Origin of the sequence: Romboutsia maritimum (genome assembly GCF_002251085.2) — a bacterium.
Lineage (GTDB): Bacteria > Bacillota > Clostridia > Peptostreptococcales > Peptostreptococcaceae > Romboutsia_B > Romboutsia_B maritimum.
In genome coordinates this window covers 77766-90880 of the sequence record NZ_NOJZ02000008.1, presented here as the reverse complement: position 1 = coordinate 90880, position 13115 = coordinate 77766, and the positions used below count along the sequence as shown (strand labels likewise).

Sequence of the window (13115 nt, the reverse complement as noted above, 5' to 3'; positions counted from 1 at the left end):
TTAGGTGGCATATAACATATATGAATGGAAAATAAATCCTAAATCCTCGTTTATGACTAAGTTACAATCTGATACTATATGGGGGCATATAATATGGGCTATTAGATATTTAGAAGGTGAAGAATATCTAGAAAATATCTTAGAGCAATTTGAAGATAATAACTCTCCGTTTATAGTATCAAATGGTTTTATAAGTGGATATTTACCTTTCATAAAAAAAGGAATAGTTAGTACAAGAGGTATTAAAAGTATATTAAGTAAAAAAAATAATTTAACCAAACAGAACATAAAATTATATACTAGATTAGTAGATGAGTTTAATAAAATTGAATTTATAGACACTGAAACATTTAATACATTAAGAAAAGATGAGTTAATGAGTTTGTATTCAGATGTAGCAAATAGTAAAAGATGTCCTATAACACTTAGAAAATTTGAATTTGAACATAAACAAGCATTACACTTATATTTCAAAAGTCCAGAAGAATACAAGAGAGAAGATAATGTGACAACTTATAATGATTTAGTTAAAACACAATCTTTAACTAAAAACAAAATAAATAGATTAACAAATTCCTCAGAGCAAGATGATGGTTCTGGTGTATTTACAGTTTATGAAACTTTTTATAAATCTAGTATATCTATTTATATAAAACTTAGAGATGATGTAGATGTTGAAAAATTCAATACATACTTAAAATACATACAGCAAAATGGATTTGGAAAAAAAGCTAGTAGTGGAAAAGGATATTTTGAGACGGTTAGTTTTGAAAAAAGAGAAGATTTATTTGATAGTCAATATGAAGGTAATGGATATGTAGTATTATCTAACTATATACCAAAACAAGGAGATTATAGTGATGTAGTAGGAGTTAGTTTATTAACTAAAAGAGGAAAAGTATCGGGGATATATTCACAAAATGAGAATATATTTAAAAAGCCATTTGTATGTTTTACACCTGGATCTGTATTTAAAGGAAATCCTAATCTAAATAAAGGAAAAATGCTTAAAGGACTTTATTATGATGAAAAAATTGTTCAGTATGGTATACCTTTTATACTGGGGGTGGATATAAATGATAAATAATCAGAAAATTATATTAGTTCCAATAACACCTATACACATAGGTAATGGTAAAGAGATACTTCCATATGAGTATGTAATTAAAAATGGATATATGTATAAATTTAATATGATGGATATATATGAAAATTTAAATGAAAATAATAAGAGAATATTTTTAAAATATGTTGAAAATGATATTATAGAACTTAGAAGTTTTATAGGGGAAATTTATGAAGAAAAATTTGGATATGAGTATAAAGTAGATATTTGTACTGAATTTGAAAATTTATACAATCAAAAGCTAAAAGGTGTAAAAAACAAAAATGAACAAAATGCACTAGTTATAAATGATTTTATAAATACTGTAAATAAAACATATATACCAGGAAGCTCTATTAAAGGAGCAATAAGAAGTGCATATTTATATGATATGGGAGATAGGGAAAAGCTATTTGATTATAAAATATTAAAAAATAATAAAGGCAGAATAGACCCATATAAGAGTGAACATAAAAAATCAGAAGAATATGAAGTTGAATTATTAAGTTGCCCTAACAAAAATGGAAAAAAAGAACCCAAAACAGATCCTTTTAAAAGTATAAAAATAACAGATTCAAATTTTATGCAGGATGCACTTAGACTTTATGATATAAATATATATACATATAATAAAAAAGATAAAAAATTAAAAAAGGCAGTTCCATTTTATTCATTATGTACAAAATCTAAGTTATGTAGTGATGATAATATAGAATTTAATTTTGATATAAATATATTTAATGGTTTTTTTGAAAAAGGAAGTGTAAAAGTTAAAATAGGTAAGAATGAAATATTAGATAGTCTTAATTTAAAAGCAGAAGATATGATAAATAGAGAGTTAGATTTTTTTGATGAAGCAGACTATTTAGAAACTTATAATATATATGAAGATATTTATGAAATATACGAAAGTCTAGATAAAAATAATGAAGCTTTAATAAGATTTGGTAAAGGTGCTGGATTTGATAGCACTACATTTAATTTAGTAAATAATAATAGAAGTAATGTAACTGATTCTAAATCTAGAAATTTAGTAGAAGGTAAGTATCCTCTAGGATGGGCAGTGATTAAATTTGTTTAACTCATTTATCATAAGATTACAAAGTCTTGGAAATAGTACTTTAAATGATGTCAGTAAAGACATATATAATTATTTTCATGAACTTTTAAAAAAAGATATAAAAGATAGTTATTTTACCGTATCAAACTTTTTTAAAAATCAAAGATACAATTTAGAATTAGAAAAAGGTAAATATTATTTGTTCAAAATTTCTACATTAGATGTAGATGATTTTTCACTTTTTACTTCTCATTTATTCAAGAAGAAAATATTAAATGAAAACATAAATATAGGTGACTCTAATTTTGTAGTTAAAGAAATCATTTGTGATGAAAGTAAAAGTAAGTATGTTACTAGATTTGATAATGATAGGTTTAGATATATAAATAGTGAAAAATGTAATATAAAAGAATATAAATTACAACTTATTACACCGACCATATTTAAGGTGGGCAGTCAATTTTATAGTGAAATAAATTCAGAGATACTATTTAGAAATTTATTAAATAAATTTAATAGATTTAGCGGATATACTATAGATAAACAATACATAAAAGAAATTTCTAAAATAAAAATTATTACTAGTGAATTAATAACAAATAGGGTTAAGATGGGTAAAGGATTTTATGAAGGTATAAAATGTATTATTTATATAAATTTAGAGAATATAGATGATAAATTAAAAAAAATAGCAAGGACATTAGTTGAATTTAGCGTATATAGTGGAGTAGGTCATAAAAGTGAGTTTGGATTTGGACAAGTAATTATGTTGTAATATTTAAGAGGATGTAGACTAATTTGTTTTTACACTAATTTGTCTACATCCTTTTAATTTAGTTTAGATATAACAAATTCTTCATATACAAGTTTTTCAGTTAGTCATAAATATATTTGAATTATGAGTGTGAAAATTATATTTATTTAAAAATTATAAAAAAGTAAATATATAAATTGAAAATGCTTAAAATTCTTAGTAAAGGGAAAAAATACTAATGAGAAAATAGAAGTTTATAACTTTAATATAGCAAAATTAATGTATGAAGGAGTATTATAATGAAAGAATTTTTAGAGGACTTTAAAAAATTTGCACTAAAAGGAAATGTACTAGACCTTGCTGTTGGGGTTGTTATAGGGGGTGCTTTTGGTAAAATAGTAACTTCTTTAGTAAATGATATTATTATGCCTTTAGTAGGATTATTAACTGGAGGTATAAATTTTAGAGAGTATAAAATTGTTTTGACAGAAGTTGTAGGAAATAAAGCTGCTGTTTATCTTAACGTAGGTATGTTTATTCAAAATATCGTTGATTTTTTAATTATAGCATTTTCTATTTTTATTGCTATTAAATTTATATCTAAGTTTGAAAGAAAAAAAGAAAAAGAAATTGCAGTAGAAAAAGAAGATGAAAATTTAGTTTTATTAAGAGAAATTAGAGATTTACTTAAAAAATCAAAATAATTGTATATATATCTGACACATATATTATAGAAAAATACACTAAAATATATTGCATTAATATAGTAATTATACTTAAAATTAATATATTATATGTTTTTATAATGTTAATTAACTTATTACAATTATGTTATAAAATTACATATATACCTTAATTTACTAAAATTATTATACAGGTATAATTAAAAATGATATAATTATCTTAAATTAAGTAAAAATGGGGAGTGAAAAGATTATGGGTATAACATTAGCAAAAGGTCAAAAAGTAGATTTAACAAAGAAGAATCCAGGTCTTAAAAATATATTAATAGGATTAGGATGGGATACTAACAAATATGATGGAGGATATGACTTTGATTTAGATACAGCAGCATTTTTAGTAGATTCAAATAATAAAGTTACTAATGATGGTGATTTCATTTTTTACAATAATTTAAAACACAATTCAGGAGCTGTAGAGCATCTAGGAGATAATAGAACTGGTCAAGGTGATGGAGATGATGAACAAATATTAGTTAATTTAGCATCAGTTCCACAAGACGTAAACAAAGTAGCATTCACAGTTACAATTCATGAAGCTTTAGAAAGAAGACAAAATTTTGGACAAGTAAGTAATTCATATATAAGAGTATTAAATAAAGATACTAATGAAGAATTGATAAAATATGAATTGGGAGAAGATTTTAGCATAGAAACTGCAGTGGTAGTTGCTGAAATATATAGACATAATGGAGAATGGAAATTTAATGCATTAGGTTCAGGATTCGAAGGTGGACTAGAAGCATTATGCAGAAACTTTGGAATAAATATATAGTTTATCTAGGGGGATTTTAAAATGGCTATAACATTAAAAAAAGGACAAAAAATAGATTTAACAAAAGGAAATCCAGGACTTAAAAATATTAAATTAGGTTTAGGATGGGATATAAATTCTTTTGATAGTGGATATGATTATGATTTAGATGTAAGTATATTTATGTTAGGTGAGTCACAAAAGGTAGAAAGAGATGAAGATTTTATATTTTACAATAATTTAAAACACATATCAGGAGCAGTTGAACATTTAGGAGATAATAGAACTGGAGAAGGTGAAGGCGACGATGAGGAAATATTAGTTAATTTAAAACTAATTCCAAAACATATTCAAAAAATAGTTGTTGCAGCTACTATATATGAAGCTAAAGAAAGAAAGCAAAATTTCGGACAAGTAGACAATTCATATATAAGAGTTTTAAATTCTGAAAATGAACAAGAAATCCTAAGATATGATTTAGGGGAAGAATTTAGTGTAGAAACAGCGATTGTTGCTTGTGAAATATATAAATATAATGGAGAATGGAAATTTAGTGCAGTAGGTTCAGGATTTGAAGGTGGACTAGAAACACTTTGTAAAACATACGGATTAAGTGTATAAAAATTAGGGGGAGAAGAAATGTCTATTAATTTAAAAAAAGGTCAAAAAATTGATTTAAGAAAGTCAAATCCAGGTCTAAATTCTATAATGGTAGGACTTGGATGGGACCCAGTAGACAATAAAAAGGGCGGATTATTAAAAGCATTATTTGCTTCATCACCATCTATAGATTGTGATGCATCAGTTTTTATGTTAAGTACTGATGGAAAATTACAAAATTCAAGTGATTTAATTTACTTTGGAAATTTAAAAAGTCGTTGCAAATCAGTTATTCATACAGGAGATAATCTTACGGGAGATGGTGATGGAGATGACGAACAAATTTTAGTGAATTTAGAAAGCATACCAAAACATATTGATAAACTTTTATTTGTAGTTAATATATATAATTGCGTATCTAAAAGACAACATTTTGGAATGATACAAAATGCATACATAAGAGTTGTAGATTCTAAAAACAAAAAAGAAATAGCTAAATATAATTTAACTGATAATTATAGTAATAAAACAGCTCTTATAGTTGGAAATATTTATAAACATGATGGAACATGGAAGTTTTCTGCAATAGGAGAAGGTACAAATGATACTTGTCTTAAAGATATAATGCAGAACTTAGCAAGAATAGAATGCGCATATGGAGTGTAAAAGATGAAATTTTATAATGTAGAAAAAGAAGAAGTATTAAAAGAACTAAACGTAGACTCGCAAATGGGTCTATCTAAGAAAGAAGTAAATCTTAGAAGAGAAAAATATGGATTAAATGAATTTACACCAAAAGAAGAAGGTAGCTTTTGGGAAGAATTAAAAGAAAATTTAAGTGAGCCTATGATACTTATATTAATAGCAGCAGCTATAATAAGTGCATTAATAGGTGAAACGCATGATGCAGTAGGTATAGTATGTGCCATAGCAGTGGGAATAGGAATAGGTATGATCACTGAAGGTAAATCTAAGAAAGCTGCAGATGCATTATCAAAACTAACTGAAAATATAGAAGTTAAAGTTTTAAGAGATAAAGAAGTACACCAGGTTTCTAAAAGTGAATTAGTTCCAGGAGACATAGTATACATAGAAACAGGAGATATGATACCTGCAGATGGTAGATTAATTGAAAGTATAAATTTAAAAGTAAGAGAAGATATGCTAACAGGTGAATCTGATGATGTTAGTAAAAAATCTGATGTAATAATTAATATGGAAAAAATAGAATCTAAAGGTTCTATAATAGAACAAGAACCAATACCAGCAAAACAAATTAATATGGTATTTGGAGGAACATTAGTTGCCTATGGAAGAGGTATAATGTTAGTTACATCAATAGGTGATAACACTCAAATGGGTGAGATTGCACAACATTTAACAGGTTCAGATGAAGATACACCACTACAAGCAAAACTTGGGAATCTTGGAGCGACAATAGCAAAGATATCTTCAGCTGTTGCAGGATTACTTTTCATATTTATGATATTTAAAATGGTAACTACTGATGTATTAAATTTAGATATGTCAGGAATTATGCCATTCTTAAATTCTATTTCTCCAGCAAAAACTGCTTTTACAGTTTGTGTTGCATTAATAGTAGCAGCAGTTCCAGAGGGACTTCCAACAATGATAAATATGACTTTAGCAATTACAATGCAGAAAATGGCAAAAATAAATGCTTTAGTAACTAAAAAGGAAGCTTGTGAAACTATAGGTTCTGTTTCTGTAATATGTTCAGATAAAACAGGTACATTAACACAAAATAGAATGACTGTAGAAGTTGCATATGTAGATGGTGGCTATGTTGAAAATAATGACAAGGAAAGTCATAGTTATTTTAAAGAAAACTGCATGATAAATTCTACTGGGGATATAGAACACAATGATGAAGATGTTAAATATTTAGGAAGTGCAACAGAATGTGCACTACTTTTATACAACAAAAATTTAGATTATAGAACTATTAGAAAAGAAGCTAATATAGTTGCTCAAAATCAATTTACATCTAATTTAAAAAGAATGACTTCGGTTATAGAGCAAAATAATAAGTATATACTTTTATCAAAAGGAGCACCAGAAGTTTTACTTGAACTTTGTTCACATATACAAAGAGATGATAAATTAGTACCTATAACAGATAAAATTAAAAATGAAATATTAAATGAAATAAAAAAATTACAAATTAAGTCAATGAGAACTTTAGGATTTGCATATAAAGAAATGTCTTTAGAGTCCGAAGAATCAGAAGCAGCATTAACTGTTGAAACTGAAGGAATTGATATTGATGCAGTTGAAAATAATTTAGTATTTGGTGGGTTTGTTGGAATAAGAGATCCTCTGAGAGCTGATGTAATAGAATCAGTAAAAATAGCAAACAAAGCAGGAGTATCTGTAAAAATGCTTACAGGGGACAATATAAATACTGCAAGAGCTATAGGTGAAGAGTTAGGATTATTAAAAAATAATATGAGAGCTGTTGAAGCTTCTTATATAGATACATTAACAGATGAAGAATTAAGAAAAGAAATAAAAACAATATCTATAGTAGCTAGAAGTAAGCCAGACAGTAAAATGAGAATAGTTCAAGCACTTCAAGCCCAAGGTGAAGTGGTTGCTGTAACAGGAGATGGTATAAATGATGCTCCTGCACTTAGCAAAGCTGATGTAGGTATTGCAATGGGAATATCAGGAACAGAAGTATCAAAAAATGCAGCAGATATTATATTAACTGATGATAGTTTCTCAACAATTGTAAAAGGAATCAAATGGGGTAGAGGAATTTATGATAACTTCCAAAGATTTGTTCAGTTCCAATTAACAGTAAATGTTATAGCATTCTTAGTAGCTATAATTTCTCAAGTAATGGGACAAGAAATGCCATTTACAACAATACAATTATTATGGGTAAATATAATAATGGATGGACCACCAGCATTAGCATTAGGTTTAGAGCCAGTTAGAGATTATGTATTAAACAGAAAACCTGTAAATAGAAAAGCAAATATTATATCAAAGTCAATGACTACATCTATAATATCAAATGCATTTTTTATAACAGTAATATTAATGGTTCAATCTACATTTAATATATTAGATGCGACAATTGACCAACAAGAAACAGTAATGTTCTCATTATTTGCATTTAGTGCATTATTTAATGCATTTAACTGTAGAGAGTTTAATTCAGACAGTATAATACCTCATTTCTTTAAAAATAAATTAGCACTACAAATAATAGGTATAACAGCTATAGCACAAGTAATATTTACTCAAATATTTAAAGACTTCTTTAACTCAGTGGCACTTGATATTACTATGTGGATAAAAATAATAATAGCATCTTCTTTAGTAGTTATAGTTAATGAAGTTGTAAAATTATTAGTTAGAATATTTAAACCAAAAGAAAACAAAGAAGAATTAGAATTATCTAAACAAGAAATTTAAAAGGATGTCTAAATTTATAAATATAAGTTCCACTGACATTTATAGGCTAATAGCTAATGGAGGAGGAACTTATATTTTTGTATAAATAATTAATCAGGAGGATAACTATGAGTGATTCAAAAATATTTGAAAAAATATTCTCCAACCAATTTGATAGAGAAAATTATTTTATTTCTTATATAGGAATTAAAGATGAAAATTTATATAACTTAGAGTTTTTTAAAACTAGTGAAATTATAAACAAAAGAAAAGATATAGTTTTATTTACACAAAGCATACAAAATCCTAATGATTTTAATATCATAAATTTTTTCAAAGAAAAAGTAGTTGGTTATAAGGGAAGTATTGAAAATTTACAAATAGATATTATTAAATCAGAAAAAATGAATAATAAGATTAAAAAGGCATTTGATATATTTTTAAAACTAGAAAAGGAAGCTTTTAAAAATGATAGGGTTAAAGAAAATTTTATAATTAAAATTATGTCTTGGATTAAGATGTTCATAGATTCTTTAGAAATAGAAGAAAATGATTTTCCTAAGATTATATTTTATTCAGATATAAAAAAACATGAACTGTATTTTCTAACAATATTATATTTATCAGGATTTGATATTTTATATCTTAATCCTAATTCAAATGATATTTTAGAAATATTAGATATTAAGAAATATAAAATAAGCTTAGAAGAAGAAGAATTAAAAAGTGAATATTTAACGTTTGATGAAAGAATATCTTTAGGAGAAATAATAGATAAATCATGTGTAAGAAAAGCTATGACAATAGGAGCACAAGCATCTAAAAGAATAAGTGATGAATTATTAAATGATGCAGGCTTTATAAAACCATGGCAACTTCAAGATAGAAAGATAAAAAATTTACTTTTAAATTCTACAATAGATGAGATATCTATATATTGGAAGCAACCATTAAAGTTAAGACCTGGTTTTAGTTTTGATGAAAAAATAGTACAAGCTCCTGTATTTTTATCAAAACTAAATGGAATTTATAATGATTCTAAGGAGTATATAAAGTTAGTTAGCGCCCTTAGAGATTTAGAAGATGTATATTTTATAGAATATACTGGAGATATAAATGATTTTTCAAGTGAATTTACAAAAGAAGCATTTAGTTTATCTTTTGCTTTAAATTCAAACAATACAATAGATAAAAAATACATTTTAGATGAAAATTGTTATCCTATATCTATATTAAATAAAAATCTACAATATTTAATACTAGAAAAAATAGAAGAAGTTATTGCAAGTGATATGTTTTTAATAAAATTAAATAAAGAAGACATAATAAGGGGTCTATACACTACCTTACATATGAATAAAAGATTAGTTCATATGATAAATAATTTTGATTATAGCTTAGTAAATCCTAAAATTATTATTTATATAAAAAAAAGTACATTATTTAATAAAGAATTAGTATTTTTAATAATTTTACTTAGTAAAATGGGATTTGATATAATTATACTTGCACCAGGCGGTGAAAATTGTATAGAAAATGTAGTTAATAATGAATTAATGGATATACATAGATTAGATAAAATGGTATATGATTTTAAACTAGACTCAGTTAATGAAGAAGGTAATTTATTTCAAAAGATTTTTGGGAAGAGGAGTGGTTTTAAATGGGGATAAATATAAGTAGTTTATCAAAAGAAGAAGATGTTGTAGAGGTAATTGATAATAATAAAATTGAAAAAGAAGAAAATTTTGATATAGTTGAGTATACAAATAACAAGAAAAATGAACTTAGAAAATCTAAAGAGGTAGAGGCTTTAACAGCACTTATAGAAGTAGAAAATCCTGATACTATACTTAAATTTGGTAAAGAAGCATCACAAGGTATAGCAAAAATTTCAGATAGCTTATTAAATACGATTAAATTAAATAAAAATGAAGAAAATACTAAAATGATTTTACATCTAACTAAGATTATGGATAAATTTGATTTAGATGATTTTGAGCAAACTAAAGAACCATCTTTTTTGCAAAAATTATTTAAAAAAGCAAATAATGCAATAGAATTAATGTTCCAAAAGTATGATACATTAGGTAGAGAAGTAGAAAAGATACAAATAGAACTTGAAAAATATGAAAGAGATATAAGTTTATCAAATAAGCAAATAGGTTCAATGTTAAATGAAAATCTTAATTTCTACAATGAATTACAAAAATACATAGTCGCTGGAGAAATGGCAATAGAAGAAATGGACAATGAAATATTACCACACTTCAAGCAAAAATCAGAAAGTAGTTCTGATCAAATGGATATAGTTAATTATCAAGAACTATTAAAAATTTATGATATGTTAAAACAAAGAGTATATGATTTAAAAGTAGCTGAAAATATAGCTATACAAACAATACCTATGCTTAGAGGAATCAAACATAATAATTATGGATTAATTAGAAAAATTAATAGTGCATTTGTAGTAACACTTCCAGTATTTAAACAATGCTTATCTCAAGCTATTTTATTAAAAAAACAAGAATTACAAGCTAAATCATTACAAGCTCTTGATGATAAAACTAATGAGTTATTACTTAGAAATGCACAAAATGTAAGCACTCAAAGTGCTCAAATAGCAAAAATGACAAACTCAAGCTCTATACAAATTGAAACACTAGAAAAAATGTATACTACAATTAGAACAGGAATAGATGAAACATTAAGAATAGAACAACAAAACAGGGAATCAATAGACATTAATACTAAGAGATTAGAAGAACTTAATACATCAATAATATTCAACAAATAAATATAATTTTGTAACCTAGCGAAGGTCTGAAAATATAAGATCTACCGACATTTGCAGGCTTATTTTGCCTGCTGGAGGTGAACTTATATTTCAGCCTAAGCATGGGTAACATGCAAAAATTTTATATTAACAAACTTTAGAGTTATGTTTTTTCCAAGCAGTAGTATATCCGTTTAATATTTCTTTTATAGCTTTACCAATCTTTATATAACATTTATCATCTAAGTTGGCTAAAGATATTCTTATAGACCATTTAGGCCCTGCAAATCCACTTCCGCTAAGTAATACAATTGAGTATTTATCAGCTAACTTGTATAATATATCAACTGGACTATAATTAGATTTAATAAAGTTAGTAAAATCTTTTCCATAAGATATATTAGCCCATTCTTCTATATCGAATTGAGTGTAATAAGCTGCATTATTTTTATCTTTGTTTAAACTAAGTTCTAAAGCATCAAATAATAATTTTTGACGATTATGACAAATCTCCATGTTAAGTGCTTTATAAGAATTTTTTTTGTCTATTAAAGCAAATGCTGAGAAAAATGCCATTTGTACTTGTTGTGGAGTAGAAAGACCAGCAGTATGATTAAGAGCAACTAATCTACTATCGGCAACTATTCTGTCCATAAAAGGTATAGAAGATGGATTAAGACTCATATCTGAATAACGCTTATTTAAAGATTTTTTTAACTCTTCAGGTAAATCATTAATTCTTTTATCAAAAACATTATTTTCATGTAAAGCTAATGTACCTAATCTCCATCCTGTAACACCAAAATATTTTGAATAAGAATAAACACCAATTGTGTTGTAAGGAAGCATTGACATTAAAGATGTAAAATCTTCAACAAAAGTTCCATAAACATCATCACATATTATCATTAAATCTTCATTATAATTTTTAACTACATCTATTAAATTATTGCAAGAATTTTCGTTAATAGCTATAGAAGCTGGATTATTAGGATTAACAACAAATAAAGCTTTTATAGATTTATCACGAAGTTTTGCTAATTCAGATTTTGAATATTGCCAAGTATGAATTCCATTTGCATCAACTTCATCAGCATTTATATTAACGATTTCAAAGTCATATCTAGGAAGATGCGGTATTTCAAGGTAAGGTGTAAATATAGGAGTCATTATAGCTATTTTATCACCTTTTCTTAAAAGTTCATTTGACATTAGTGAATCAAATATATAACACATAGCAGCAGTTGCACCTTCTACAGCAAATACATCAAGTTTACCACCATCATTTATATTATATTTCATTTCTTGTAAAAGATAATTTTGAACTATTTTTTCTAAATGAGGCAACATTCTATCAGGTAAAGGATAGTTATCACCTATAATTCCATCAGCAAGTTCATGAATAAAATCATCTCCATCAAAATTTAGTTCATTTATACCGTAGTCTACTATTGCTTTTATAAGAGAGGCACCAGGCATATGTATATTTTCATTTATATAGTTATAAAAGCGATTTGTTATACCGTCCTTTTGAGGCATACCAGCTAAATCACCTAAGTTCCAAGTAAGTCGAGTTTCATTAACTGCAAATTGTCCAAATGTAAAAAATGCTTCACGAGGAGTGGCAGCTGTCCAGTTAGGATTACCTCTACCAGCATCAAGTATAGTTCTGTTATTTTCTTTTGCTGTATAATTTGCTATATCTATTAATTTATCTTTGAATTCAAAAGGACTTATTTTTCCATACATCATTTTAATTTCTTTATAATTATATTTTTTCATAAAAAAATCTCCTTAACAATTAAAAATTATTTTGTATCTATAATAAGATTATATACTCTTTTTATAAAAAGTAAATAATAAAATAAAGTGTATGATAAAAACACCCTTATAAAAAGAT

General features: G+C 25.8%; 11 protein-coding genes. 10 read left to right on the top strand and 1 reads right to left on the bottom strand.

Annotated elements, in window-relative coordinates:
• Window positions 1-4: 4 nt before the first annotated feature.
• The 10 genes from csm4 to CHF27_RS06585 all read left to right on the top strand — a co-directional run bounded on the left by csm4 (window position 5) and on the right by CHF27_RS06585 (window position 11236).
• Window positions 5-1087, top strand: a complete 1083-nt coding sequence (gene csm4 / locus CHF27_RS06630; RefSeq protein ID WP_095404416.1) for a type III-A CRISPR-associated RAMP protein Csm4 — start codon at window positions 5-7, stop codon at window positions 1085-1087.
• Window positions 1077-2186 carry a type III-A CRISPR-associated RAMP protein Csm5 gene (csm5, locus tag CHF27_RS06625; protein WP_095404417.1) on the top strand — a complete coding sequence of 370 codons (1110 nt, stop codon included), beginning with the start codon at window positions 1077-1079 and terminating at the stop codon, window positions 2184-2186. Before csm4 ends, csm5 begins: the two co-directional genes overlap by 11 nt.
• Window positions 2179-2940, top strand: coding sequence for a CRISPR system precrRNA processing endoribonuclease RAMP protein Cas6 (cas6, locus tag CHF27_RS06620; protein ID WP_095404418.1), 762 nt, complete (start codon window positions 2179-2181; stop codon window positions 2938-2940). Before csm5 ends, cas6 begins: the two co-directional genes overlap by 8 nt.
• A gap of 278 nt (window positions 2941-3218) precedes the next feature.
• Window positions 3219-3623 carry a large-conductance mechanosensitive channel protein MscL gene (gene mscL, locus CHF27_RS06615; protein ID WP_095404419.1) on the top strand — a complete coding sequence of 135 codons (405 nt, stop codon included), beginning with the start codon at window positions 3219-3221 and terminating at the stop codon, window positions 3621-3623.
• 232 nt (window positions 3624-3855) lie between these two features.
• Entirely contained in the window at window positions 3856-4434 is a 579-nt protein-coding gene (locus CHF27_RS06610) for a TerD family protein (RefSeq protein WP_095404420.1), read from the top strand.
• A 21-nt stretch (window positions 4435-4455) separates the two neighbouring features.
• Entirely contained in the window at window positions 4456-5034 is a 579-nt protein-coding gene (locus CHF27_RS06605) for a TerD family protein (RefSeq protein WP_095404421.1), read from the top strand.
• An 18-nt stretch (window positions 5035-5052) separates the two neighbouring features.
• The gene (locus tag CHF27_RS06600) at window positions 5053-5679 is read left to right on the top strand and encodes a TerD family protein (RefSeq protein WP_095404422.1); all 627 of its coding nucleotides are present in this window, start codon (window positions 5053-5055) and stop codon (window positions 5677-5679) included.
• Window positions 5680-5682: 3 nt separating this feature from the next.
• A complete protein-coding gene (locus tag CHF27_RS06595) occupies window positions 5683-8460 on the top strand; it encodes a calcium-translocating P-type ATPase, PMCA-type (protein ID WP_115976015.1) in 2778 nt (925 codons plus the stop codon).
• Between the two features lie 107 nt (window positions 8461-8567).
• A complete protein-coding gene (locus CHF27_RS06590; protein ID WP_095404484.1) occupies window positions 8568-10112 on the top strand; it encodes a YceG family protein in 1545 nt (514 codons plus the stop codon).
• Window positions 10103-11236 carry a toxic anion resistance protein gene (locus CHF27_RS06585; protein ID WP_095404483.1) on the top strand — a complete coding sequence of 378 codons (1134 nt, stop codon included), beginning with the start codon at window positions 10103-10105 and terminating at the stop codon, window positions 11234-11236. Before CHF27_RS06590 ends, CHF27_RS06585 begins: the two co-directional genes overlap by 10 nt.
• A 126-nt stretch (window positions 11237-11362) precedes the next feature.
• Here CHF27_RS06585 and aspD read toward each other — a convergent pair whose 3' ends face one another.
• The gene (gene aspD / locus CHF27_RS06580) at window positions 11363-12997 is read right to left on the bottom strand and encodes an aspartate 4-decarboxylase (protein ID WP_095404482.1); all 1635 of its coding nucleotides are present in this window, start codon (window positions 12995-12997) and stop codon (window positions 11363-11365) included.
• Window positions 12998-13115 lie beyond the last annotated feature (118 nt).

What these genes read in the sequence shown, in the direction of transcription:
- csm5 (WP_095404417.1), top strand. Translation starts at nt 1,077, where the DNA reads ATGATAAATAATCAGAAAATTATATTAGTTCCAATAACACCTATACAC.
- mscL (WP_095404419.1), top strand. Translation starts at nt 3,219, where the DNA reads ATGAAAGAATTTTTAGAGGACTTTAAAAAATTTGCACTAAAAGGAAAT.
- CHF27_RS06610 (WP_095404420.1), top strand. Translation starts at nt 3,856, where the DNA reads ATGGGTATAACATTAGCAAAAGGTCAAAAAGTAGATTTAACAAAGAAG.
- CHF27_RS06605 (WP_095404421.1), top strand. Translation starts at nt 4,456, where the DNA reads ATGGCTATAACATTAAAAAAAGGACAAAAAATAGATTTAACAAAAGGA.
- CHF27_RS06600 (WP_095404422.1), top strand. Translation starts at nt 5,053, where the DNA reads ATGTCTATTAATTTAAAAAAAGGTCAAAAAATTGATTTAAGAAAGTCA.
- CHF27_RS06595 (WP_115976015.1), top strand. Translation starts at nt 5,683, where the DNA reads ATGAAATTTTATAATGTAGAAAAAGAAGAAGTATTAAAAGAACTAAAC.
- CHF27_RS06590 (WP_095404484.1), top strand. Translation starts at nt 8,568, where the DNA reads ATGAGTGATTCAAAAATATTTGAAAAAATATTCTCCAACCAATTTGAT.
- CHF27_RS06585 (WP_095404483.1), top strand. Translation starts at nt 10,103, where the DNA reads ATGGGGATAAATATAAGTAGTTTATCAAAAGAAGAAGATGTTGTAGAG.
- aspD (WP_095404482.1), bottom strand. Translation starts at nt 12,997, where the DNA reads ATGAAAAAATATAATTATAAAGAAATTAAAATGATGTATGGAAAAATA.